The organism is Pseudomonas sp. FGI182 (genome assembly GCF_000511325.1).
GTDB classification, from domain to species: domain Bacteria; phylum Pseudomonadota; class Gammaproteobacteria; order Pseudomonadales; family Pseudomonadaceae; genus Aquipseudomonas; species Aquipseudomonas putida_Z.
Window position 1 is genome coordinate 3,236,113 of record NZ_CP007012.1, and the last position, 22,174, is coordinate 3,258,286.

A 22,174-nucleotide genomic window follows, 5' to 3' on the forward strand; every position below is an offset into this window, starting at 1 on the left:
TTATGATCGCCGCCACCGTCAAGCCCGCCTGCAGAGGCAACTGAATGCGCTACACCAACGAACACAAGCAGCAAACCCGCGAGCGGCTGCTGGCCAGCAGCGGCGCGCTGGCCAAACGCGGGGGTTTTTCCAGCACTGGCGTGGCCGGGCTGATGAAGGCGATCGGCCTGACCGGCGGCGCCTTCTACAACCACTTCCCGTCCAAGGACGACCTGTTCACCGAGGTAGTGCGACAGGAACTGTGCAACAGCCCGCTGGCGCGCCTGGCCAACCAGGGCGCCAGCCGCGAACGGCTGGGCCGTTGCCTGCAGCAGTACCTGAGCCTGGCCCACCTGCACAATGCTGAAGGTGGCTGCCCGCTGCCGCCATTAGGGGTTGAAATTGCCCGGGCCGAAGCACCCGTGCGCGCCGTGGCCGAGCATTGGCTGGTGGAGCTGCATCAGGCCTGGAGCGCGACCCTGGAGGACGACGAGTTGGCCTGGGTGCTGATCAGCCAGTGCGTCGGCGCCTTGCTGGTCGGGCGCATGCTGGCCAGTGAAAGCGTGCAGTCGCAGGTACTGGACGCCAGCCGCCACTTTGTCGAGAAGGCCCTGCATGAAGCGGATTAGTCTACTGCTGGGGCTACTGCTGAGCCTGCCTGCACTCGCCGAACAGGCCTGCCCGCCAGGGCAGTACCAGGTGTGCCTGATGGGGTGTTTCTGTGCGCCCATCGACCCTGGGCAGGCCGGGCAGATTTTCAAGGACGTGGAAGTGCTGGCTTCGTCCAGCCTGACCTACGCCCTGCACCAGGCCCGCGACGAAGCCACCGCCAGCGGCGTCGAGCCGATCCCGTTGCATATCCGTGCGCAACTCGAACCCTGGTACGACTTTGCCGTGCTCGACGCGGCGCGCTTCCGGGTGGGTGACGAACAGCAGATGAGCGCGGCCAATGCGCTGCTGCAGAACCCCGACGTGAACGCCGTGACGCTGATCGACACGATCATCTTCCGCCGCCCCGCCGATGCCGAGGACAACGTGGCGTTGTGGGCGCACGAGCTCAAGCATGTGCAGCAGTATCAGCAACTGGGTGTGGAAGAGTTCACCCGGCGCTACACGCGCAACTACGACGAGCTGGAAGCGCCGGCCTACAAGATCGAGGGCGAGGTAAGCAAGGCGCTGCGCGAGCGTGTTTCAGGGCAGGCCAGATAATTCCTGGTCATTGCGCGGTCGCCGTGTAGGAGCGGCCTTGTGTCGCGAAAGGGCTGCGCAGCAGCCCCTCGATTTCAGCTTGAAGCAGATATTGCCGGGGCCGCTTTGCGGCCCTTTCGCGACACAAGGCCGCTCCTACACGGCGACCGCATCAATGGCCAAACCAGGTGTCAGGACGCCGCAGAAGCTTCCTCAGCCACCTGCTCACGGCTGGCATAACGCTGCGCCAGCACCGCACAGACCATCAGCTGGATCTGGTGGAACAGCATCAGCGGCAGGATCATCGCGCCAATGCCACTGCCGACGAACAACACCTGCGCCATTGGCACCCCGGTAGCCAGGCTCTTCTTCGAACCGGCGAACAGGATGGTAATGCGGTCCTCCAGGTCAAAGCCCAGCAGCTTGCCGAGCAGCCGGGTACCGTACAGCACCACTGCCAGCAAAATCCCGCACACGGCAAACAACCCGGCCAGGTGCTGCGGCGATACCGTGTGCCACAGCCCGGTGACCACCGCCTCGCTGAACGCGGTGTAGACCACCAGCAGGATCGAGCCCTGGTCCACCACCTTGAGCCAGCGCGCATTGCGCTTGACCCACGCACCGATCCAGCGCCGGGCGACCTGCCCGGCCACGAACGGCACCAGCAGCTGCAGGGTGATCTTCAGCACCGCATCCAGGCCGGAACCGGTATCGCCGCTGGCCCCCAGCAACATCATCACCAGCAACGGCGTGAGGAAGATACCCAGAAGGCTGGAGGCCGCCGCGCTGCAAATGGCCGCTGGCACGTTGCCACGCGCCAGCGAGGTGAAGGCGATGGCCGACTGCACGGTGGCCGGCAAGGCACACAGGTAGAGCACGCCCAGGTACAGCTCGTTGCCCACCAGCGGCACGAACAGTGGCTTGAACGCCAGGCCCAGCAACGGGAACAGCACGAAGGTGCAGGAGAACACCAGCAAGTGCAGGCGCCAGTGCCCGGCACCGGCGATGATCGCCTCGCGCGACAGCTTGGCGCCGTGCAGGAAGAACAGCAGGCCGATGGCCAGGTTGGTCAGCCAACCAAAATACACCGCGCCGTCGCCCGAGCAGGGCAGCACGGTGGCAATCAGCACCACCCCGAGCAAGGCCAGGGTGAAATTGTCGAATAACATGCGCAAATACTTCATCACAGTTTCCGTCTTGTCATTGTGCAAGAGCAGACGATAAGGTCTTCGGTTTTTCGCCGCTAACGCCGGAACCCCCACCGGTGTCGCTCAACGGACACGCTCCAGCACAGGACCCGCTCATGCCCCTCTCCCGCCTGGCTGCACTTGCAGCCGCCATCACTCTTACCCTGGGCCACAGTGCCGCCCAGGCCGACGACCAGTTGCAGGCCAAGGTCGACCAGATCATCCGCCCGTTGATGCAGGAGCAAGGCATCACCGGCATGGCCGTGGCCATCTATGCTCGCAACCACGCGCACTACTTCAGCTATGGCGTGGCCAGCAAGGCCGACAATGTGCCGGTCAGCCGCGACACGCTGTTCGAGATCGGCTCGCTGAGCAAGACCTACACCGCCACTTTGGCCGCACTGGCCAGTGCCGAAGGCAAACTGGACCTCGATGCCCCGGCCAAGCGCTATCACCCGGCCCTCGCCGGCGCCCCCATCGGCGACGCAAGCGTGCTGGAACTGGGCGCCTACAGTGCCGACTGCCTGCCATTGCAGTTCCCGGATGCGGTGCAGACGCCGCAGCAGGTGGTCGATTTCTTCCGTCACTGGCAACCCCGCGCCAATCCTGGCACCCAGCGCTGCTACTCGAACCCCAGCCTGGGCCTGTTCGGTGACCTGGCCGCCCGCGCGCAGCATCAGCCGTTTTCCACGCTGATGAGCGAGGGCCTGCTGAAACAGATGGGCCTGGGAAACACCTATCTGCAGGTCCCGGCCAGCGCCCAGGGGTTGTATGCCCAGGGCTACGACAGTGCCGACAAACCGGTGCGTGTCGGCCCCGGCCCTTACGCCGACGAAGCCTACGGCATCAAGACCAGCGCCAGCGACCTGCTGCGCTATGTGCGCCTGCACATGCAGCCGGAGGGGCTGCCGCCGGCGCTGGCGCAAGCCACGGCCATCACCCAGCGGGGCTACTTCCAGGTCGGCGCCATGACCCAGGGCCTTGGCTGGGAGCGTTACCCCTACCCGGTCACGCTGGGCACACTGGTCGATGGCAACGGCCCGCAGCTTATCCGTGAACCGCAGGCAACCACGCGCTTGCAACCAGCCCTGCCGCCGCTGCCGGCAGCCTGGTACAACAAGACCGGCTCGACCAATGGTTTCGGCGCCTACGCCGCGTTCGTGCCCGCCGAACAGCTGGCCGTGGTGTTGCTGGCCAACCGAAATTACCCGAACGAAGCCCGGGTGCGCGCGGCCTTCGACATTCTGTCCGGGCTGTAGTGCGGGCAGCGATTGTCGAACAAAACGACACAATGTAGTGATCAAAAATATTCACTACAAAATGGTTGACGCCGTTCATCGCCCTTGGGCATGATGAAGCCGTCTCCCTGATCGGGAGCGGTGGCAAGGGTGTTCCAGACGGCCTGCGCGGTAACGCAGGCCGTCCGTGGAGAGGGAAACTGTCCAAAAGGCAGCGTGAGAAAGCCCCTGTTGCGATGCTGCTGTAGCAGCCTTGGTAGTGCGCTACACCGTGGTAGCGCCAACTGTGAAAAATCACCTACGAATGGGTAATGGGGGCTTTATGATGAACTTGAACAACAATCCGACTATCGACCAATTGGCCCAGCTGTTCGCCGTACGCAAGGACAGCCTTGATGACCATCTGCTGTGGGTCAGCCAGACCGGTGAAGTGCGCCTCGACCGCCTGCCACCGAACACCGTCGAAGATGAATTCGAAGAGCACCTGCCCAGCATGCGTGCCCGCTTCAAGGTCTACCGCCGTGGCCAAGGCTACGTCGGCAAGAAGGCCGCCGCCGACACCGAGTTCGTTGGCCGCGTCCTGCAGACCCTGCAACAAGAATGGCCCGCTGCCCGTGAGCAGCAGGCAGTCAAGGTGATCGAACCGCTCAACTGAGGGTTCCCACCCTTACCTGAGCCCGGCCCGCATAGGCCGGGCTTTTTCATGCCTGGCGCCGCTGGCTGCGGGGCGCTGGCAGCGGCAAGGCGCCGGTTGCCATCGCCCGGGCACGGTCGACACCCCACACCAGGGCGCGGGTCATGGTCTCGCCTGGCCGTGCGGGGTAATACTCCTCCAGCAATGCTCGCCCATCCCCGGCATACAGCCCCAGGAACAGCTGGGTCGCCCCCAGGCGCGACAAGCGCACCTGCACGTCCAGCGTGGTGCCGTCACTGAGTGCTTCGTCGTGGCAGCGGCTGTGCAGCTGGGCGTCGGCCCATTGCCAATAGGTCTCTTCCCTGACTCGCATGAGCATTCAATCCTCCGTTGCTGGAATGCCGCGCAAGAAAACCACAGCCTCGGCCATCCTGCGAGCGCTACCCGGCAATGCCATGAGGCGGATCAAGAAATGGCAATAAAAACCCCGCCATTCGGCGGGGTTGTGCTGGAGCGGGATCACTTCTTCAGCGGAACCCGCGGCATGAAGCGGCCTTTTTTGCTGCGCTGCAGGTGTGCAGGCTGGAGCTGTTCGGAATCATCCAGCGTCATGTGGGCGAAGCCCAGGCGGAACGCCGCCTGGCCGCAACGCACCTGGCTGTTGATGGGGAACGCGTCGTTCAGGTCTTCGAAAAAGGATTCGCTCATGCCCTGTCTCCCTCCAGTGGCGGACGCGTCGGCAACCAGAACAGTTGCTCCACCAAACGCGACCTGTGAAGGTGAGACTAGCTGGTCATTTGCGGACCGCCCGGACCTAAGCCCTGGACCCGACCAGCGGCAGACGCTCTACTTCAGGCGCACCGCTGTGCCGGTAGCAAATACCACGACCATGCCGCCCTGTACCGACGGCATGCTGATCTCGAAATCCACCCCCACTACCGCATCGGCTTGCAACTGGCGTGCCCGCGCCTTCAGTTCTTCGGTGGCCTGTTCCCGGGCTTCGCGCAGTGCGCTTTCCAGGGTTTGCGAACGGCCACCGAAGAAGTCGCGAAAACGTGCAAAGAAATCGCGCACGAAGTTGATGCCCTGCACCGATTCGGAGCTGACCACGCCCAGGTATTCGGCAATAGGGCGGCCTTCGAGCTGGCTGGTGGTGGAAATGATCATGGGGTGCACTCCATTGGCCTGGCAAAAGAGGCCGATTCTAACAGAGCGCAAATCCCCCCGGCAGGCGCGCACCTCTGTAGGAGCGGCCTTGTGTCGCGATAGGGTCGCGAAGCGGCCCCAGGTTTCAGCCTTGAAGCAAAAATTATTGGGGCCGCGTTGCGGCCCTATCGCGACACAAGGCCGCTCCTACAAGGCGGATTACGCGCTGACCGCGCGCAGCCGTTGGCCAATGCGGGCGCCGAACACGTTCACCAGCAAACCTGCCATCACCAGCAATGCGCCCCAGCCCTGGGTCGCGGTCAAACGCTCGCCCAGCAACAACGCCGACGAACTCAGGCCAATCACTGGCACCAGCAGCGAGAACGGCGCCACCTTGCCAGCCGGGTGGCGCGACAGCAGCTTGCTCCACAGGCTGTAGCCGAGCATGGTGGCGACAAACGCCAGGTAAGCCAGGGCCAATACCGAACTCCAGCTGATATTGGCAAGGGCATGGCCAATACGCTCCGGCCCCTCCAGCCACCAAGACAATGCCAGGAACGGCAGTGGCGGAATCAACCCGCCCCAGATCACCAGCGCCACCAGGTCAACCGAGCCAAAGCGCCGGGTAATGATGTTGCCCATGCCCCACATGGCGCCGGCACACAGGGTCAGCACCAGCGCCAGCATCGGTACATGGCCGCCGTCTTCGCTGCCTATAAGCGCCAGGCCGCTGGCGGCCACCAGTAGCCCCAGCACGCTGGCCAGGCGCAACCGCTCGCCAAGGAACAGCGCGGCAAAGCCGAGGGTGAAGAACGCCTGCGACTGCAGGATCAGCGAGGCCAGCCCTGGCGGCATGCCGCTGTACATGGCCTGGAACAGAAAAGCGAACTGGCCCAGCGAAATGGTCGCACCATAGGCGATCAGCCAGCGCCAGGGCAGCTTGGGCCGCTTGACCAGCAGGATTGCCGGGAACGCCACCAGCAAGAAGCGCAATGCCCCCAGCAGCATCGGCGGCAACCCATCGAGGCCAACCTTGATGACCACGAAGTTGACTCCCCAGGCAACAATCACCACCAGGGCGATGAGCAGGTCCTTGAGCGGCATTGCGACATCCTTCTTCAAGCTTTCTAGACATATTTCGTTACAGCATAAGGCTATTCCTTCGACAGGGACCAGCACAGTTGCAACCCATCATTGCGCAACAGCACGACTGTTTCACTCGCAAGAGATGGCTTGACCGCACTTGTATATACATGCTCATATCATGCGAGGTCATCCGCCTTGCGTCCCGCCGATGACTGACTCGCTTACACAAAAACAATGAAGCGGAGCCACTGAATGTCCAGCAAACCCGTACTCGAGCGGCGCTCGATCGACTACATACCCGAGACTGAACGCCATGGACGCGTGTACAGTCAGTTCACCCTGTGGCTCGGAGCCAACCTGCAGATCACGGCAATCGTGACCGGCGCCCTGGCCGTGGTGCTCGGTGGCGACGTGTTCTGGTCGCTGATCGGCCTGCTGCTCGGTCAATTGATCGGCGGCGCGGTCATGGCCCTTCATGCCGCTCAGGGTCCTCGTCTGGGGCTGCCGCAGATGATTTCCAGCCGCGTGCAGTTCGGGGTCTACGGCGCGGCCATACCGATGGTGCTGGTATGCCTGATGTACCTGGGCTTCACCGCCACCGGCACGGTGCTCTCCGGACAGGCGATCGGCCAATTGCTCGACGTCAGCGACAGCACTGGCATCCTGATTTTCGCCAGCATAATCGTGCTCGCCACCCTGGCCGGATACCGGGTGATCCACTGGATCGGCCGAATCGCCAGCGTGCTGGGCATCATTGCCTTCGTCTACCTGTTCAGTCGCATCATGATGCTGGCCGACATCGGGCAGTTACTCGACAACCGCCACTTCAGTTGGGCATCGTTCCTGCTCGCCGTATCACTGGCTGCGTCCTGGCAGATCGCCTTCGGCCCCTATGTGGCCGACTACTCGCGCTATCTGCCAAGCAGTACATCGCCAGTGAGGACCTTCCTCGCCGCAGGCCTGGGCTCGGTGATCGGTGCCCAGGCATCAATGATCCTCGGGGTGTTCGCCGCCGCCATCGCCGGTGCCCAGTTCTCCGGTCACGAAGTGGCCTACATCGTCGGCCTGGGTGGCGCCGGTAGCACCGCAGCGCTGCTGTATTTCTGCATCGCCTTTGGCAAGGTGACCATCTCGACGCTGAACTCTTATGGCAGCTTCATGTGCATCGCAACCATCATCAGCGGCTTCCGCGGCCACCTGGCGATCAGCCGTGTGCAACGCCTGCTGTTCGTACTGGGCATCGTCGGCGCCGCCACCCTGGTGGCCTTGCTTGGCCAGCATTCGTTTCTCAGTGCGTTCAAGTCCTTCATCCTGTTCCTGCTGACGTTCTTCGTGCCATGGAGCGCGGTCAACCTGGTCGACTACTACTTCATCACCAAGGAGCGTTACGACATCCCCGCCCTCGCCGACCCGCAAGGCCGATACGGCCGCTGGAACTGGCCTGGAATCATCGTCTACACCGTGGGCGTGCTGATACAGATGCCGTTCATCGACACCAAACTGTACACAGGGCCGCTGGTCGCGCACCTGGGCGGTGTGGATATTTCGTGGCTGATCGGCCTGGTAGTGCCGAGCGTGCTGTACTACTGGGTGGCACGGGGGCGGGCGCACGAAGCACCGGCAGCGATGATCGCGCCTGAGGTCCGGTAAGCTCTCGCCGACAGCGTAGAAACGTCTTGCCCTCGCGCCGCAAACGCGATGCGAGGGCAAGACGGCTTTCACCGCGAGCGCGCCAATGTCAACGACGATAGTCCGGCGCGACTCGCTCCAGCATCCGCAACAACGCCGCCCACGCCAGCTGCAGCGCATCCGGATCCGCCAGCTCGCCCTGCTTCAAGCCCCGCCCCGGATCATTGAACTGCCGCTCGGTATGCCTACACACTTCGGCGGGCGGTAAAATCACCTGCCCGGCGCTCTGTGCCGCCAACTGGATCTCGCACGCCTTCTCCAGGTAGTACATGCGCAGGAATGCTTCAGCCACGCTGCGCCCGGTGGTCAGCAGGCCATGGTTACGCAGGATCATCACGGGCTTGTCGCCCAGGTCGGCTACCAGCCTTCGCTGCTCATCCATGTCCAGCGCAATCCCTTCATAGCCGTGGTACGCCACCTTGCCATAAAACTCCATGGACATCTGGTTGAGCGGCAGCAGCCCACATTCCAGCGCCGCCACCGCACAACCTGCCCGGGTGTGGGTGTGCAGCACACAACGGGCATCCTCGCGGGCAGCATGGATGGCGCTGTGGATGACGAAACCGGCCGGGTTGACCGGGTGCGGCGTCGCTTCCACTGGCCGGCCTTGCAGGTCGATCTTCACCAGGCTGGAGGCCGTGATCTCATCGAACAGCAAGCCGTACGGGTTGATCAGGAAGTGGTGCTCCGGCCCCGGCAGGCGCAGGGAAATATGGGTGAAGATCAGGTCGCTCATGCGGAAATGGGCGATCAGCCGATAGCAGGCGGCCAGCTCCTGGCGCAGGCTTTGTTCCGTTGCGGTCATCATCGTTATTCCTTTGCAGAACGCTATTTGCTGGCCCACGCATTGAAGCGCTGTTCCAGCTCTTCGCCATGGTCGACCCAGAATTCCACATTCATCGCCAACGCCCCCTGCAGGTTCTGCGGCGAAGTAGGCACCCAACTGGCCAGGGACGGGTCGAGCTTCGCTGCCGCCTGGGTGTTGGTCGGCCCATAGGGGATCTGCTGCACATAACGCACCTGGGTGTCCGGCTGGTTGGTGTAGGCAATCAGCCGCTTGGCCTGGTCGACATGCCGCGAGCCCTTGATGATCGCCCAGTAATCCATGCCATACAGGCTGCCAGGCCAGACCACTGCCAGCGGGCTGCCCTGCTGGGCCGCCACGGCGATGCGCCCGCTGTAGGTCGAGGTCATCACCACGTCACCCGCCGCCAGCCACTGGGCAGGCTGGGCGCCGGCGTCCCACCACTGGATATGCGGCTTGAGTTCGCTGAGTTTGGCAAAGGCACGCTCGACCCCGGCCGGCGTGGCCAGCACCTGATACACATCCTCGACCTTGACCCCGTCGGCCATCAGGGCGAACTCCAGGTTGTACACCGCACGCTTGCGCAGGCCGCGCTTGCCCGGGTACTTGCTCACGTCCCAGAAGTCGGCCCACGACGCAGGCGCCTGGGCCAGCTTGCTGCGGTCATAGGCAATGGCCACGCTCCATACCAGCGCGGCCGAGCCGCAGGCTTGTGCCGCGTCGGCAATCAGTTCACCCGCATGGCCCATGCGCTGCCAGTCCAGCTGCTCGTAGATGCCCTCGTCGCACCCACGCATCAGGTCAGGCCCTTCGATCTGCACCACGTCCCAGTCGACATTGCCGGTGTCGGCCATTACCTGGATCCGTGCCATTTCGCCGTTGTACTCGCTCTGGATCAGCTTGCTGCCATCCTGGGCACTGAACGGTTTGAAGATCGCCTCGTCCTGGGCTTTCTGGCCGGCACCACCATAGCCGACCACGACCATCTGCGGTGCCGCTTGCGCACTGCCCAGGCCCATGGCCAGCAACGCTGCGCAAAGGCTGCTTACACGTGGGAATACCTGCATCGTAGTTGCCTCCTGTCGGTGCCCGAGGGGCCCGTTTTCTTGTTGTTGTGAGGTCACGCCCTCGTCATGAGGGTGAGAAAAACCTAGTCGTCGACCAGTAAAAAAACAAGTTGATTTTTTACTGACGCTACACTTTCATAAAAAAACAAGAACAACACCGCACCGGAGCCGCCTGTATGCAGACCGCCTTCCCTCACCTGTTCGAAGCCTTGCAGATCCGCGGCAAACGCTTGAAAAACCGCATCATGTCCACCGGCCACGACACCTGCCTGCCTACCGACAACCTGGTCAACGACAAGCTCATCGCCTACCAGCGCGCCCGCGCCGCCGGTGGCGTCGGCCTGATCGTGCTGCAGGTGGCCGGGGTGCATGACAGCGCCCGCTACACCTCGCATGTGCTGATGGCCACCGACGATGCCTGCATCGACGGCTATCGCCAGCTTGCCGAGGCCTGCCATGAGCATGGCACCGTGGTGCTGTCGCAACTGTTCCACCCCGGGCGGGAGATCATGGAGTCGGCGGATGGCTTGCTGGCGGTGGCCTACTCGGCGTCCGCGGTGCCCAATGAACGCTTCCGGGTGATGCCGCGCGCGCTGGACCAGGCAATGATCGACGAGATCGTCCAGGGCTATGCCAGCGCTGCCCGCCGCCTGCACCAGGCCGGGCTGGATGGCGTTGAAGTGGTAGCCAGCCATGGCTACCTGCCTGCGCAGTTCCTCAACCCGCGGGTGAACCAGCGCACGGATGGCTACAACGGTGAGCTCGAACAGCGCCTGCGGTTCCTGCGCGAAGTGCTGGCTGCCGTACGCGCGGCCACCGACGAGCAGTTCATCATCGGCCTGCGCATCAGTGCCGACGAGCGCGACAGCCAGGGGCTGAGCGAGGACGAATCGCTGGCTGCAGCGGTTGCCTTGCAGGGCCAGCTCGACTACCTGCACATCGTTGCCGGCACGTCGGCCTCCCTGGGCGGCGCCGTGCATATCGTGCCGCCGATGGCCATTCAACCGGCCTACCTGGCCCGGGAGGCCGGCACCTTCAAGCAGCACCTGGGCATCCCGCTGTTCGTCACCGGGCGTATCAACCAGCCCCAGGAAGCCGAACTGATCCTGGCCCGTGGCCAGGCCGATGTCTGCGGCATGACCCGCGCGCTGATCTGCGACCCGCAGATGCCGAACAAGACCGAGCATGGCCAGGTCGAGGACGTACGTGCCTGTATCGCCTGCAACCAGGCTTGCATCGGGCACTTCCACCGCGGCCTGCCCATTTCCTGCATCCAGCGACCGGAGACCGGCCGCGAGTTGCAGTACGGGCAATTGACCCCCACCACCCACCCCAAGCGCATCCTCGTGGCCGGTGGCGGGCCTGCCGGCATGAAAGCCGCCGCCGTGGCCGCTGCGCGCGGTCATCAGGTCACGCTGTACGAGGCTGGCCCGCAGCTCGGTGGCCAGGTGCTGCTGGCCCAGTTGCTGCCACGGCGCAGCGAGTTCGGTGGCGCCAGTACCAACCTGCAGCGGGAAATGACCCTGGCGGGCGTGGAAGTGGTGCGCAATACCCGGGTCGACCGCGCACTGGTCGAACGAGAACGCCCCGACCTGGTGATCGCGGCCACCGGTGCCACCCCCTACTGGCCGGCCTTCGAGCGCACCGGTGAGCTACAGGTGGTGGATGCCTGGCAAATACTGCGCAATGAAGCAAAACCGGGGCGCTCGGTGCTGGTGATCGACTGGCGCTGCGACTGGATCGGCCCCGGCATCGCCGAACGCCTGGTACGCGAGGGCCACCAGGTGCAGCTGGCGGTCAATGGCACCCATTGCGGCGAAAGCCTGCCGCTGTACGTGCGCGACCAACTGGCCGGCGAGCTGCATCGCCTGGGTATTCCCGTCACACCGTATGCCCGCCTGTATGGCAGCGACGACAACACGGTGTACCTGCAGCACACCGCCAGCGGCGAACCGATGATCTTCGAAGGCATCGACACCCTGGTACTGTGCCTGGGCCATCAACCGGAAGACCGCCTGGCCACGGAGCTGGCCGGCCTGGTCGAGGTGCGCCGCATTGGCGACTGCCTGGCGCCGCGTACCGCCGAAGAAGCGATTCACGATGGCCTGACGGTTGCCTGGGCGCTCTGAGGCTGTACATACTGCGGCTTTTCACGATGGACCGACGTGCATGAGCCAACTCCCCCAGCCCCCCGCCAGCGAAGCCGGGGGCGCCGCGCCGCAGTTTCTCGGCAGCCGCATTCGCGGCCTGCGCAAACGCCGTGGCATGACCCTGGCGGAGCTGGCAACGCACAGTGAACTGACCGCTGGCTACATCAGCCAGCTGGAGCGCAACCTCTCCTATCCATCGATTCCGGCGCTGTTCAACATCGCCCGCAGCCTGGGGGTGACCATCCAGTGGTTCTTCGCCAGCGAAGCCACCACTGCGCCCGAGGACCAGGGCTATGTGGTACGGCGCAACAGCCGCCTGAGCGTGCATTACGAAGATGGCATCGTCGATCAACTGCTCACGCCCCAGCCCAACCGCCAGCTGGAAATCCTGCATTCGCGCTTCCCTCCGGGCAGCTACAGCCAGCAGAGCTACAGCCACGACGGTGAAGAGGCCGGCTACATCCTCAGCGGCAGCTTCGAGCTGTGGGTGGGCGAACGGCATTTCCAGCTGGGTGAAGGAGACAGTTTCAGCTTCTCGAGCCAGGAACCGCACCGCTATGGCAACCCCGGCGAGGTGGATGCCGTGGTGATCTGGGTGATCACGCCGCCAACATTCTGAAGCATGCTCGCTCCCCAACATCCAGCAACAGGGTCTACCTTGTTAACCGAACTTCAGAGGAGCACAACCATGAAGCAGATCCTGATCATTGGCGCGGGCTTTGCCGGCCTGTGGAGCGCGCTCAGCGCCGTCCGCCAGCTTGACCTCCATGGCCGCAAGGATGTCGAGGTCACCGTGCTTGCACCCCAGGCCGAGCTGCATGTGCGTCCGCGCTTCTACGAGCCCGACGTCCATGCCATGGCCGCGCCGTTGCAAGAGCTGTTCGATGCCGTCAACGTCCGCTTCGTGCAGGGCACGGCCTTCCACATCGATGAAGCGGCCCGCCGCGTCAGCTACCGCACCCGCAGCGGTACCCAGTGCGCCCTGCCCTACGACCGCCTGATCATGGCCTGCGGCAGCGTGCTCAACCGGCCCGACATGGTCGGCATCGAGCATGTGTTCGATGTCGACAAGCTCGACAGCGCCGCGCGCCTGGAAACCCACTTGAAGTCACTGGCGAGCCTGCCCGACACACCGGCGCGCAATACCGTGGTGGTGGCCGGCGGTGGCTTTACCGGCATCGAGACCGCCACCGAACTGCCGGCCCGCCTGCGCGAAATCCTCGGCGAGGACGCGGCGTTGCGCGTGGTGGTGGTCGACCGTGGGGCGAGGATTGGCGCGGCCCTTGGGGAAGGCATCCGCCCCGCCATCGAGCAGGCCTCCAAGGCCCTGGGCGTGGAGTGGATCTGTGGCGCCACGGTAGCCTCGGTCGACCCTGCCGGCGTGCTGCTGGACAACGGCCAGCGCATCGACGCCAGCACGGTGATCTGGACCGTGGGTTTCAAGGCCAACCCGCTCACCGAGCAGATCAGTGGCGAGCGCGACCGCCAGGGCCGCTTGCATGTCGATGGCAATCTCAAGGTGAAAGGCAATGATGCCGTGTACGCAGCAGGTGATGTGGCCTACGCCGCCTGCGACGATGCTGGTAATTACGCGGTGATGTCCTGCCAGCATGCGATTCCGCTGGGGCGTCATGCGGGCAACAATGCGGCGGCCGAGCTGATTGGCGTGGCACCGAAGACCTACAGCCAGCCCAAGTACGTGACCTGCCTGGACCTTGGGGCCTGGGGGGCGGTGTATACCGAAGGGTGGGAACGCACGGTGTCGCCACCGGAAGACAAGGCCGAGGCCAAGGTGTTGAAGGCGCAGATCAATACCGTGTGGATCTATCCGCCGGCGGCCGAACGTGCTGCGGCGCTGGCGGCGGCTGACCCGGCTATTCCAGTCGCGTGACACCAGGCCGACGCGGTCATTGTAGGAGCGGCCTTGTGTCGCGATGGGCCGCAAAGCGGCCCCAGGATTTCAGCGTTGACGCCGAGAATTCTGGGGCCGCTTCGCGGCCCATCGCGACACAAGGCCGCTCCTACATTCGATCGCGTACCTTCGATCAGGCAGCAGCAAACAGCTCGTTGGCAATCTGCGCCTGGGCAGCATCGATCGCCTGGCTGCGGTGCTCAGGGCCATAGGCCAGGCCATGGGCGCGGACGATTTCCAGGTCGGTGACACCGATGAAGCCCAGGAACACCTTGAGGAAGTCCTCATGCCCGGCGCCAGTCGGCTGGCCAGCGTGCAGGCCACCGGCGGTGGACACCAGCACTACCTTCTTGTTGCCGCACAGGCCTTCCGGGCCGGCTTCGGTGTAGCGGAACGTCTTGCCGGCGACGGCAACGCGGTCGATCCAGGCCTTGAGCTGGGTCGGCACGGTGAAGTTGTACATCGGCGCACCAATCACCACGGCATCGGCAGCCAGGAACTCTTCCAGGGTTTCCGCGCTCAGCTTGGCTTCGAAGGCCTGGGCTGCGTCGCGCATGTCTTCCGGGGTGCCAGCCGCTACCAGGGTAGCCGCGGAGAAGTGGGCGATGGCGTCAGCGGCCAGGTCGCGGTACACCACTTCCACGCTCGGGTCGGTGGCTTTCCAGGCTTCGACCACTTCGCGGCTCAGTTGGCGGGAGGCGGAATTGTCGCCCAGGATGCTCGAATCGATATGCAACAGTTTCATGGGACTCTCCTGTGAATGAAGACCGCGACGTTGGGCGATCACGATGGGGAGAATCCTACCGACATCAACAATAGCTGATAAGGCAGCAAAAATGCGTTAGTTTGTCCTATAGGTGGAACAGTGAGACATTCCCATGCAAGACCTCAACGACCTTTTCTACTTCGCCCGCGTGGTCGAAGCCGGCGGTTTCGCCGCAGCCGGCCGCCAGCTGGGCATCCCCAAGTCGCGCCTGTCGCGGCGTATCGCCGAGCTTGAAGAACGCCTGGGCACGCGCCTGCTGCAACGCACTACACGGCAACTGAAGCTCACCGCGGTGGGCGAGCGCTACCTGCACCACTGCCAGGCCATGCTGCTGGAAGCCGAAGCCGCCGACGAGGCCGTGGCCAGCATGAGCAGCGAACCGCGCGGGCGCTTGCGGGTGTCCTGCCCGGTGGCATTGGCCCACGCCTTTCTGCCGGATGTGATCAGCCGCTTTCTCGCGCAGTACCCGCTGGTGCAACTGGACATGGTGCTGCTCAACCGCCGGGTCGACCTGATTTCCGAAGGTATCGACGTGGCCCTGCGCGTACGCGACCTGGGCGATGAAGACCCGGCCCTGGTCACCCGCCGCCTGCGCCAGGCGCAGATGCAGCTGGTTGCAGCGCCCGGTTTCGCCGACCACATCCGCGAACCGGGCCAACTGGCATCATTGCCGGTGCTGGGCGCTGCCGAGGCGGACCGGCTGGTACACTTCCGCCTGTTCGGCCCCCAGGGCAGACAGCAGGAAATCGCCCTGGAACCGCGCCTCGCCATCGATGATTTCGTAGTACGTAATGCTGCTGTACGGGCAGGCCTAGGGTTTACCGCGCTGCCCAGCATGTTCTGTGAAGAAGAACTGGCGCGCGGCGAACTGGTGCGCCTGCTGCCGGACTGGTCGCTGCCGGGTGGCTACCTGCAGGCGGTGTACCCGCACCGGCGCGGCTTGCTGCCTGCGGTACGGGTATGGATCGACCACCTGGCGGCGTCGTTCGAGGCCTGTGGAGAAAAGTATGTCTGAGCGGAACATGAGCGAAGCCCAGGTGGCAGCGTTCTGCCTGAGCCTGCCGGGTGCGCGGGAAGACTACAAATGGGGCGGCATCCGGGTGTTCTCGGTGGCCGGCAACAAGATGTTCGCGGTGCTCGACCTGGCGGGTGCGGGGTTGTCGTTCAAGGTGGCCGACGAACTGTTTCTCGGCTATTGCGATCGCCCGGGGGTGCGGCCTGCGCCGTACCTGGCGCGGGCGCGGTGGATCAGCATGGCATTGCCCTACCCCATGGGGCGTGAGGAGCTGTGTGATCTGTTGCAGCGCTCGCACCAACTGGTGGTGCGGCGGTTGCCAAAGCGGTTACAGGTGGGGTTGGTAATCTAGCCAGCCTGTGCCGGCCTCTTCGCGGGCTTGCCCGCTCCCACAGGGTTTTCACTGCCCTCAAGACCTGTGGAATACCTGTGGGAGCGGGCAAGCCCGCGAAGAGGCGGCACAGTCAAACATCAACTGAAGGGCAGATACCGCCCGCCAAGAAACAGCCAGTCCGCCCAGAACACCTGGTGCACCAGCACAATCCCCCAGAACACCAGCTGATACGACACCTTGCGCGTCTTGTGCCGATACAGCTGCTGCGCCAGCAGTGCCCCCGGCCAGCCGCCCAGCAGCTCACTGGCATGCAACACCTTCTCGGGCGTACGCCAGGCCTGGGTGCGCGCCTGCTGTTTGTCCTGCCAATACAGCAACAGGCTGATCAGGCTCATTGCCGGGTACAGCGCCAGCGGCCACCAGGCCTGGTCGACCCAGGCCATGCGCGCCGCGCCCAGGCCCGGCAGCAGACACAGCAGGCCCAACAGCAGCAGCTTCAAGCGCACATTACGTACGCCCTCCCCCCTTTGCCCCCGCGCTGCCTCAGCCATGTGCCGTCGCCCAGTCAACCCAGCCGAACTGCCAGGTCGCCAGGATCAGCAGGCCAAAGGCAATGCGGTACCAGGCGAACACCGCGTAGCTGTGGTTGGCAATGAACTTGAGCAAGCCACGCACGGCAATCATGGCAAAGATGAACGAGGTCACGAAGCCGATGGCAAATACCGGCAGGTCGCCGGGCTGGAACAGGTCGCGGTACTTGTAGCCCGAATACACCGCCGCACCGACCATGGTCGGCATCGCCAGGAAGAACGAGAACTCGGTCGCCGCCTTGCGCGACAGGCCGAACAGCAGGCCGCCGATAATGGTCGAGCCGGAGCGCGAAGTGCCCGGGATCATCGCCAGGCACTGGATGAAGCCGATCTTCAGCGCGTGGCTCCAGCGCATGTCGTCCACGTGGTCTACCTCCACACGGTGCTCGCGGCGCTCGGCCCAGAGCATGATCACCCCGCCCACCACCAGCGCAGCCGCCACGGTGATCGGGTTGAACAGGTATTCGTGAATCAGGTCGGCGAACAGCACGCCCAGCACCACTGCCGGCAGGAACGCCAGCAACAGGTTACCGGTGAAACGCCGCGCCGTGGGCTGGCTGGTCAGGCCGAAGACCACGTCGAAGATCTTGCCGCGAAACTCCCACACCACCGCCAGGATCGCCGCCAGCTGAATGATGATGTTGAAAGCCATGGCCCGTTCGCCACCAAACCCGATCAGGTCGGCGACGATGATCTGGTGGCCGGTACTGGAGATCGGCAGAAACTCCGTCAGCCCTTCGACCACGCCTAAGATGATTGCCTGGAAGGCAGTCCAAAAATCCATCGTTCCCCCGATGGAGCGCTGCTCGTTGCAGGCCCCTTGTTCTTGATTTGCTTGAAGTTGCCGCACGCGGCCCGGCTGTTTTACAGCGACTGTTGGGCGCAATGCCAGTAGAAAAGTTCACGCCGCCTAAAGGTTTCATGTTGCGCGGCCGAAATCCTGGCAGAGCGCCCTTGCAATCGCCTTGTACAAACTGCTGCAGACTATTGGATGGATAGCACTTAGCCATTAGTCGAGTGGGGGCGTGGCGCAAAGCATGCTTGGATGCGCCTGAATAAAAAGAACAATGCGGGAGCTGTGGTATGAAAACCCTGAGATCGATGTCTATCAGCCGCCGTCTGTGGCTGATCCTTTTGGTGGCGGTGGCCATGCTGGTGGTATTGGGCCTGCTGATGCTGCGCCAGATCCACGGTGACCTGTACCAGGCCAAAGCGGAAAAGACCCGCCACGTGGTACAGACCGCAGCCGGTGTGCTGGCCTATTACCAAGGCCTGGAAGCAGCCGGCACACTCAGCCGCGAAGCGGCCCAGCAACAGGCGCTGCAAGTGGTACGCGCGCTGCGCTACGACCAGAACGACTACTTCTGGATCAATGACCTGGGGCCGAAGATGATCATGCATCCAGCCAACCCCAAGCTCGACGGCCAGGACCTGTCGGCCATCCGCGACCCCGACGGCTTTGCCGTGTTCAACGAGATGGTCGCCCTGGCCCGGCAGCAGGACGCCGGGCCGGTCAACTACCGCTGGCCCAAGCCCGGTGCCAGCGAGCCGGTGGCCAAGACGTCCTACATCCAGCTGTTCAAGCCCTGGGGCTGGATCATCGGCTCAGGCGTGTATGTCGACGACGTGCAGGCCGAATTCGCCCGCCAGTTGCGCGACGCCTCGCTGGTGGGCGTGGCCATTGCCCTGCTGATGGCGCTGGTGGTCATGCTGATTGCCCGCAGCATCGCCCGCCCGTTGCAGGAAGCGGTGCAGGCCATGGGCAACATCGCCAGCGGCGAAAGCGACCTGACCCGGCGCCTGGACACTCACGGCCGTGACGAAATCACGCATCTGGGCGAACACTTCAACCGCTTCAACGGCAAGCTGCAAGGCGTGGTCGGCCAGTTGCAAGGGGCGGCCCATGCCCTGGCCCGGTCCGCCGGGCATGTCGGCGACAATGCCGGTGCCGCGCAACAGCACAGCGCCCAGCAATCGCTGCAGATGGACCAGGTGGCCACTGCGGTCAACGAAGTGACCTACGCCGTGCAGGACGTGGCCAAGACCGCCGAACAGGCCGCTGGCGAAATGCGCACCGCGCAGCAGCAGGTAGCACACGGCCAGGAGGCCATTCACGGCAGCCTGGCGCAGATCGACCGGCTGTCGCTGACCATCGACCAGGCCGTGCAGGTGATCCGCGACCTGGCCGGGCACAGCACGCGCATCGGTGGTGTGCTGGACGTGATCCGCTCCATCGCCGAACAGACCAACCTGCTGGCGCTGAACGCAGCCATCGAGGCGGCGCGGGCCGGCGAGCAAGGCCGTGGCTTTGCCGTGGTCGCCGACGAGGTGCGCCTGCTGGCCCAGCGCACGGCGCAGTCGACGGCGGAGATCCATACCATGATCGAGCACCTGCAAAGCCAGTCGGACGCTGCGGTCAAGGCCATCGACACCAGCAGCGAGGCCTCGCGCCAGACCGTCGAGCAGGCCCGCGAGGCCGGTGCCAGCCTGGATGCCATCAACCAGTCGCTGAACAACCTCACTGCGTTGAATGCCTCCATTGCCAGCGCCACCTTGCAACAGTCACACGTGGTCGAAGAGATCAACCGCAACGTGCTGGATACTGCCGGGTTGTCCCAGCAGACCGCCGATGCGGCGCGGCAATCCAGCGATGCCGGGATGGCGCTGGGGCAACTGAGCGAAGAGCTGGAGCAGTTGTTGCGGCAGTTCCGGGTATAAGGTTGAGAATGCCGGGGGCGCTTTGCGCCCCTTTCGCGACACAAGGCCGCTCCTACAGACGAGCGCGTCCCCCTGTAGAAGCGGCCTTGTGTCGCGATGGGCTGCAAAGCAGCCCCAAAGACCCCACCGCCCTACACCTTCCCCGGCCGACCCGCTACAATCGCGCCCCTCCCCCGCAGTCTCCAAGGATCGCCGATGTCCGGCCTTGAACTCATCGCCGCCGTCCTCGGCGTCACCGCTGTCTGGCTCACGGTCAAGCAGAACGCCTGGTGCTGGCCGATCGGCCTGGTCATGGTGCTGATCTATGGCTGGCTGTTCTACGAGGTGAAGCTGTACTCGGGCATGCTGCTGCAAGTGGCCTATGCCATCCTGCAGGTCTACGGCTGGTGGCAATGGAAGCGCCCGGGCCATGCTGAAGACGCCCGCCAGGTCACCCGCCTGCAGCGCCCGGCATTGCTCGCCGGCCTGGCCGGCGGGGTGCTGCTGAGCGCCGCCCTGGGCGCAGCCATGGCCACCTGGACCGACGCCGCCCTGCCCTGGCTGGATGCCACCCTGACCGGCTTCAGCCTGGTGGCACAACTGTGGATGGCGCAGAAGCGCCTGCAGTGCTGGCCGCTGTGGGTGGTGGTAGACATCATCTACGTGGGCCAGTACCTGCACCAGCAGCTGTACTTCACCGCAGGCTTCTTCGCCGTGCTCACCCTGATTGCCGTGCGCGGCTGGCTGGAATGGCGCCGTGACCCGGCGTTGGTGCAACCATGAGCGCGGCACAATCCATGAAAGTACTGGTGCTGTGCGGCCCGGAATCCAGCGGCAAGAGCTGGCTCAGCGGGGTGATCCAGGCGCATTTCGGCGGCGTGGTGGTGGCCGAATACGTGCGCCACTTCATCGACCAGGAATGCCGCGACACCTGCTATGCCGACATCCCTGCCATCGCCCGCGGCCAGCTGGCCTGGGAAGACCACGCACGCGAGCAGGCACCGCCGCTGCTGATTCTCGACACCCATCTGCTCAGTAACATGCTCTGGAGCCACGCCCTGTTCGGCGACTGCCCGGCCTGGCTGGAGCAGGCGCTGCTGGCACGGCATTACCACCTGCACCTGCTGCTGAGCCCGCAAGGCGTGGATTGGGTTGCCGATGGCCAGCGCAGCCAGCCCGAACTGCGCAACCGCCAGCGCTTTTTCGACGACAGCCTGCACTGGCTGCAACGGCATGACCAGGCGTACAAAATAATTGAGGGCAATTGGCCACAACGCCAGTTGCTGGCACTGCAAACAGTGGCTAAGCTCATTGGTAGCGATGCGCCATCCTGCCCTACCGAGTGTTAATCCACCGACACACCCCTGTGGGGCGAAGCCCCTGAAAACATGGGGTTTTGCGGGGCGTCGAAGGTAGTGTCAAGGCGCTGAAACAGTCCTGCAAAAACCCTTCCAATCAAGACCAACACTGGCTTTGCCTGCACCGCTCGCCGCTGCCTGTTTCAACCCTGAGACAGAATACGCCGCAGCTTGTCATGGTACTCACCTTAAGCTTTTGATCTGAAAACGCTTCTCAAAAGCGGCACACCTTCTGCTGCCTGGTTCGCATCGCTGAACCGGGCCAGCGCTCATTGAAGGAGTTGCCGTCGTGAGGAAAACTGACAAACGCCTCTATCACTTGTTGTTGATGGGCTGTGTGCTGGGCTCGTTGAGCCTGACGGCCCAGGCCGACAACGGCATCATCGTGATAACCCGTGATGTGCAGACACGCAACGCCGTTGTCCCGCCGTTGCGACCTGACCCCAACCCCACCACCGTCAATGCCAACCCTTCCGCGCACATCCTCAAGCAAACCAACGAACTGAGTGATGGCGACTTCGCCAACATCAGCAGCGGTGCGGGTATCAGCACCTTGATTACCCAGCAGACCAACAACCTGGGCGGCAACCTCAACAACCAGTCCCAGCTGCCCAACCTGGCCGGTGGCCGAGGCACGGGCTCGGGCAATGGCATCTCGAACATGGTCAATTCGAGTGTGCAGCGCGGCCTGGCGCCGCTGCAGATCCTGACCGGAGGCAAGTGAGATGAAGCACACGCTGCTGATCCTGGTCACGCTGTGCAGTACATCGACCTTCGCGCAATCCCCGGTTCCCGTGATCAACAACGCCGACATCGACAGCTCGGGCAGCCGTTACCTGGGCAACCTGTCGGTCAACCAGGCGGCTGGCGACCAACAGCAACAGGCCAACGCACGCGCCTTCGCCGTTGGGCCCGAGGCCAGCGCCACCACGCAGATCCGCCAGCGCCTGAACACCCCTGCAGACCCCGCAATGAACGCACGCTCGACCATACAAGGCGACGCCTTCAGCAACGGTAGCGGCGCACTGGGGGTCAACCAGAGCGCCGGCGCCAACACCCAGCAAGCGAACGCACTGAGCATCAGTATCGGTGCCCAGCCGCAAAGCATCGACGACAGCGTCCTCATGCAGCAGAACGTGGCGCTGCTCAACAACTCCGGTCCGATTGACACTTCAACTGGCCATCGCCAGGTCACCACCAGTGACCAGGCCTTCACCGGTAGCCGTGGAGTGATTCAGTTGAACCAGAGTGCCGGGGTGGGAAACCGCATGGCCAACACCCTGAGCATCCGGGTCGCGGATTGACCCTGCCAGTCAAGAACGACACTTAACCT

Annotated in this window: 25 protein-coding genes; 15 read left to right on the top strand and 10 right to left on the bottom strand. The window is 64.0% G+C overall.

Annotated features, from left to right (window positions below; genetic code table 11):
• Positions 1 to 44: 44 nt before the first annotated feature.
• On the top strand, positions 45 to 608 hold the full coding sequence (locus tag C163_RS14255; protein ID WP_025339395.1) for a TetR/AcrR family transcriptional regulator: 564 nt from the start codon (positions 45 to 47) through the stop codon (positions 606 to 608).
• Positions 595 to 1,188: a DUF4157 domain-containing protein gene (locus C163_RS14260; protein ID WP_025339396.1), complete on the top strand. Its 594-nt coding sequence runs from the start codon at positions 595 to 597 to the stop codon at positions 1,186 to 1,188. Before C163_RS14255 ends, C163_RS14260 begins: the two co-directional genes overlap by 14 nt.
• Positions 1,189 to 1,358: 170 nt before the next feature.
• Here the strand turns inward: C163_RS14260 and C163_RS14265 are convergent, their stop codons facing one another.
• Positions 1,359 to 2,351: a bile acid:sodium symporter family protein gene (locus C163_RS14265; RefSeq protein WP_015270181.1), complete on the bottom strand. Its 993-nt coding sequence runs from the start codon at positions 2,349 to 2,351 to the stop codon at positions 1,359 to 1,361.
• 119 nt (positions 2,352 to 2,470) lie between these two features.
• Here C163_RS14265 and ampC point away from each other — a divergent pair, with 119 nt between their 5' ends.
• Together ampC and C163_RS14275 are read left to right on the top strand one after the other, a co-directional pair.
• Positions 2,471 to 3,613, top strand: coding sequence for a class C beta-lactamase (gene ampC / locus C163_RS14270; RefSeq protein ID WP_025339397.1), 1,143 nt, complete (start codon positions 2,471 to 2,473; stop codon positions 3,611 to 3,613).
• A 301-nt stretch (positions 3,614 to 3,914) separates the two neighbouring features.
• Complete coding sequence (locus tag C163_RS14275; RefSeq protein WP_003253895.1) at positions 3,915 to 4,247, top strand: hypothetical protein; 333 nt, start codon at positions 3,915 to 3,917, stop codon at positions 4,245 to 4,247.
• Positions 4,248 to 4,293: 46 nt separating this feature from the next.
• Here C163_RS14275 and C163_RS14280 read toward each other — a convergent pair whose 3' ends face one another.
• The 4 genes from C163_RS14280 to C163_RS14295 all read right to left on the bottom strand — a co-directional run bounded on the left by C163_RS14280 (position 4,294) and on the right by C163_RS14295 (position 6,476).
• A complete protein-coding gene (locus tag C163_RS14280; RefSeq protein ID WP_025339398.1) occupies positions 4,294 to 4,605 on the bottom strand; it encodes a hypothetical protein in 312 nt (103 codons plus the stop codon).
• A 140-nt stretch (positions 4,606 to 4,745) separates the two neighbouring features.
• On the bottom strand, positions 4,746 to 4,934 hold the full coding sequence (locus tag C163_RS14285) for a hypothetical protein (RefSeq protein WP_003253897.1): 189 nt from the start codon (positions 4,932 to 4,934) through the stop codon (positions 4,746 to 4,748).
• A gap of 138 nt (positions 4,935 to 5,072) precedes the next feature.
• Positions 5,073 to 5,393, bottom strand: a complete 321-nt coding sequence (locus tag C163_RS14290) for a YbjQ family protein (protein ID WP_003258990.1) — start codon at positions 5,391 to 5,393, stop codon at positions 5,073 to 5,075.
• A gap of 198 nt (positions 5,394 to 5,591) precedes the next feature.
• Positions 5,592 to 6,476 (bottom strand): EamA family transporter, encoded by an 885-nt coding sequence (locus C163_RS14295; RefSeq protein WP_025339399.1) that lies wholly within the window; start codon positions 6,474 to 6,476, stop codon positions 5,592 to 5,594.
• Between the two features lie 234 nt (positions 6,477 to 6,710).
• Here C163_RS14295 and C163_RS14300 point away from each other — a divergent pair, with 234 nt between their 5' ends.
• Positions 6,711 to 8,108, top strand: coding sequence for a cytosine permease (locus tag C163_RS14300; protein ID WP_025339400.1), 1,398 nt, complete (start codon positions 6,711 to 6,713; stop codon positions 8,106 to 8,108).
• 88 nt (positions 8,109 to 8,196) lie between these two features.
• Here the strand turns inward: C163_RS14300 and C163_RS14305 are convergent, their stop codons facing one another.
• On the bottom strand, positions 8,197 to 8,952 hold the full coding sequence (locus tag C163_RS14305) for a class II aldolase/adducin family protein (protein ID WP_025339401.1): 756 nt from the start codon (positions 8,950 to 8,952) through the stop codon (positions 8,197 to 8,199).
• Positions 8,953 to 8,975: 23 nt separating this feature from the next.
• Positions 8,976 to 10,019 (bottom strand): ABC transporter substrate-binding protein, encoded by a 1,044-nt coding sequence (locus C163_RS14310; RefSeq protein WP_025339402.1) that lies wholly within the window; start codon positions 10,017 to 10,019, stop codon positions 8,976 to 8,978.
• A gap of 176 nt (positions 10,020 to 10,195) precedes the next feature.
• Here C163_RS14310 and C163_RS14315 point away from each other — a divergent pair, with 176 nt between their 5' ends.
• The 3 genes from C163_RS14315 (at position 10,196) to C163_RS14325 (ending at position 14,060) form a co-directional block, all read left to right on the top strand.
• Positions 10,196 to 12,148 carry an FAD-dependent oxidoreductase gene (locus tag C163_RS14315; RefSeq protein WP_025339403.1) on the top strand — a complete coding sequence of 651 codons (1,953 nt, stop codon included), beginning with the start codon at positions 10,196 to 10,198 and terminating at the stop codon, positions 12,146 to 12,148.
• 40 nt (positions 12,149 to 12,188) lie between these two features.
• Positions 12,189 to 12,788, top strand: a complete 600-nt coding sequence (locus C163_RS14320) for a helix-turn-helix domain-containing protein (RefSeq protein ID WP_025339404.1) — start codon at positions 12,189 to 12,191, stop codon at positions 12,786 to 12,788.
• Between the two features lie 69 nt (positions 12,789 to 12,857).
• Positions 12,858 to 14,060, top strand: coding sequence for an NAD(P)/FAD-dependent oxidoreductase (locus tag C163_RS14325; RefSeq protein WP_025339405.1), 1,203 nt, complete (start codon positions 12,858 to 12,860; stop codon positions 14,058 to 14,060).
• A 154-nt stretch (positions 14,061 to 14,214) separates the two neighbouring features.
• Here C163_RS14325 and C163_RS14330 read toward each other — a convergent pair whose 3' ends face one another.
• Positions 14,215 to 14,826, bottom strand: coding sequence for an FMN-dependent NADH-azoreductase (locus C163_RS14330; protein WP_025339406.1), 612 nt, complete (start codon positions 14,824 to 14,826; stop codon positions 14,215 to 14,217).
• A gap of 133 nt (positions 14,827 to 14,959) precedes the next feature.
• Here C163_RS14330 and C163_RS14335 point away from each other — a divergent pair, with 133 nt between their 5' ends.
• Together C163_RS14335 and C163_RS14340 are read left to right on the top strand one after the other, a co-directional pair.
• Positions 14,960 to 15,862, top strand: coding sequence for a LysR substrate-binding domain-containing protein (locus C163_RS14335; protein WP_025339407.1), 903 nt, complete (start codon positions 14,960 to 14,962; stop codon positions 15,860 to 15,862).
• The gene (locus C163_RS14340) at positions 15,855 to 16,214 is read left to right on the top strand and encodes an MmcQ/YjbR family DNA-binding protein (protein ID WP_025339408.1); all 360 of its coding nucleotides are present in this window, start codon (positions 15,855 to 15,857) and stop codon (positions 16,212 to 16,214) included. Before C163_RS14335 ends, C163_RS14340 begins: the two co-directional genes overlap by 8 nt.
• A 119-nt stretch (positions 16,215 to 16,333) precedes the next feature.
• Here C163_RS14340 and C163_RS14345 read toward each other — a convergent pair whose 3' ends face one another.
• Both C163_RS14345 and C163_RS14350 read right to left on the bottom strand, forming a co-directional pair.
• Complete coding sequence (locus C163_RS14345; protein WP_025339409.1) at positions 16,334 to 16,747, bottom strand: DUF1294 domain-containing protein; 414 nt, start codon at positions 16,745 to 16,747, stop codon at positions 16,334 to 16,336.
• The gene (locus tag C163_RS14350; protein WP_025339410.1) at positions 16,740 to 17,570 is read right to left on the bottom strand and encodes an undecaprenyl-diphosphate phosphatase; all 831 of its coding nucleotides are present in this window, start codon (positions 17,568 to 17,570) and stop codon (positions 16,740 to 16,742) included. The genes C163_RS14345 and C163_RS14350 overlap by 8 nt, the downstream gene beginning before the upstream one ends.
• 299 nt (positions 17,571 to 17,869) lie before the next feature.
• On the opposite strand from C163_RS14350, the gene mcpP reads away from it, so the two are divergent.
• From mcpP to C163_RS14375, 5 genes are all read left to right on the top strand, one after another.
• A complete protein-coding gene (mcpP, locus tag C163_RS14355; protein WP_025339411.1) occupies positions 17,870 to 19,504 on the top strand; it encodes a methyl-accepting chemotaxis protein McpP in 1,635 nt (544 codons plus the stop codon).
• Between the two features lie 195 nt (positions 19,505 to 19,699).
• A complete protein-coding gene (pnuC, locus tag C163_RS14360) occupies positions 19,700 to 20,266 on the top strand; it encodes a nicotinamide riboside transporter PnuC (protein ID WP_025339412.1) in 567 nt (188 codons plus the stop codon).
• A complete protein-coding gene (locus tag C163_RS14365) occupies positions 20,263 to 20,832 on the top strand; it encodes an AAA family ATPase (protein ID WP_025339413.1) in 570 nt (189 codons plus the stop codon). Before pnuC ends, C163_RS14365 begins: the two co-directional genes overlap by 4 nt.
• A gap of 298 nt (positions 20,833 to 21,130) precedes the next feature.
• The gene (locus C163_RS14370; protein ID WP_025339414.1) at positions 21,131 to 21,565 is read left to right on the top strand and encodes a hypothetical protein; all 435 of its coding nucleotides are present in this window, start codon (positions 21,131 to 21,133) and stop codon (positions 21,563 to 21,565) included.
• Between the two features lies 1 nt (position 21,566).
• Positions 21,567 to 22,145 carry a hypothetical protein gene (locus C163_RS14375; RefSeq protein ID WP_025339415.1) on the top strand — a complete coding sequence of 193 codons (579 nt, stop codon included), beginning with the start codon at positions 21,567 to 21,569 and terminating at the stop codon, positions 22,143 to 22,145.
• Positions 22,146 to 22,174: the final 29 nt, after the last annotated feature.

Bases quoted from the DNA above. Each gene is read 5' to 3' on its own strand.
- C163_RS14255 (WP_025339395.1), top strand. From the start codon at position 45: ATGCGCTACACCAACGAACACAAGCAGCAAACCCGCGAGCGGCTGCTG.
- C163_RS14260 (WP_025339396.1), top strand. From the start codon at position 595: ATGAAGCGGATTAGTCTACTGCTGGGGCTACTGCTGAGCCTGCCTGCA.
- C163_RS14265 (WP_015270181.1), bottom strand. From the start codon at position 2,351: ATGAAGTATTTGCGCATGTTATTCGACAATTTCACCCTGGCCTTGCTC.
- ampC (WP_025339397.1), top strand. From the start codon at position 2,471: ATGCCCCTCTCCCGCCTGGCTGCACTTGCAGCCGCCATCACTCTTACC.
- C163_RS14275 (WP_003253895.1), top strand. From the start codon at position 3,915: ATGATGAACTTGAACAACAATCCGACTATCGACCAATTGGCCCAGCTG.
- C163_RS14280 (WP_025339398.1), bottom strand. From the start codon at position 4,605: ATGCTCATGCGAGTCAGGGAAGAGACCTATTGGCAATGGGCCGACGCC.
- C163_RS14285 (WP_003253897.1), bottom strand. From the start codon at position 4,934: ATGAGCGAATCCTTTTTCGAAGACCTGAACGACGCGTTCCCCATCAAC.
- C163_RS14290 (WP_003258990.1), bottom strand. From the start codon at position 5,393: ATGATCATTTCCACCACCAGCCAGCTCGAAGGCCGCCCTATTGCCGAA.
- C163_RS14295 (WP_025339399.1), bottom strand. From the start codon at position 6,476: ATGCCGCTCAAGGACCTGCTCATCGCCCTGGTGGTGATTGTTGCCTGG.
- C163_RS14300 (WP_025339400.1), top strand. From the start codon at position 6,711: ATGTCCAGCAAACCCGTACTCGAGCGGCGCTCGATCGACTACATACCC.
- C163_RS14305 (WP_025339401.1), bottom strand. From the start codon at position 8,952: ATGACCGCAACGGAACAAAGCCTGCGCCAGGAGCTGGCCGCCTGCTAT.
- C163_RS14310 (WP_025339402.1), bottom strand. From the start codon at position 10,019: ATGCAGGTATTCCCACGTGTAAGCAGCCTTTGCGCAGCGTTGCTGGCC.
- C163_RS14315 (WP_025339403.1), top strand. From the start codon at position 10,196: ATGCAGACCGCCTTCCCTCACCTGTTCGAAGCCTTGCAGATCCGCGGC.
- C163_RS14320 (WP_025339404.1), top strand. From the start codon at position 12,189: ATGAGCCAACTCCCCCAGCCCCCCGCCAGCGAAGCCGGGGGCGCCGCG.
- C163_RS14325 (WP_025339405.1), top strand. From the start codon at position 12,858: ATGAAGCAGATCCTGATCATTGGCGCGGGCTTTGCCGGCCTGTGGAGC.
- C163_RS14330 (WP_025339406.1), bottom strand. From the start codon at position 14,826: ATGAAACTGTTGCATATCGATTCGAGCATCCTGGGCGACAATTCCGCC.
- C163_RS14335 (WP_025339407.1), top strand. From the start codon at position 14,960: ATGCAAGACCTCAACGACCTTTTCTACTTCGCCCGCGTGGTCGAAGCC.
- C163_RS14340 (WP_025339408.1), top strand. From the start codon at position 15,855: ATGTCTGAGCGGAACATGAGCGAAGCCCAGGTGGCAGCGTTCTGCCTG.
- C163_RS14345 (WP_025339409.1), bottom strand. From the start codon at position 16,747: ATGGCTGAGGCAGCGCGGGGGCAAAGGGGGGAGGGCGTACGTAATGTG.
- C163_RS14350 (WP_025339410.1), bottom strand. From the start codon at position 17,570: ATGGATTTTTGGACTGCCTTCCAGGCAATCATCTTAGGCGTGGTCGAA.
- mcpP (WP_025339411.1), top strand. From the start codon at position 17,870: ATGAAAACCCTGAGATCGATGTCTATCAGCCGCCGTCTGTGGCTGATC.
- pnuC (WP_025339412.1), top strand. From the start codon at position 19,700: ATGTCCGGCCTTGAACTCATCGCCGCCGTCCTCGGCGTCACCGCTGTC.
- C163_RS14365 (WP_025339413.1), top strand. From the start codon at position 20,263: ATGAGCGCGGCACAATCCATGAAAGTACTGGTGCTGTGCGGCCCGGAA.
- C163_RS14375 (WP_025339415.1), top strand. From the start codon at position 21,567: ATGAAGCACACGCTGCTGATCCTGGTCACGCTGTGCAGTACATCGACC.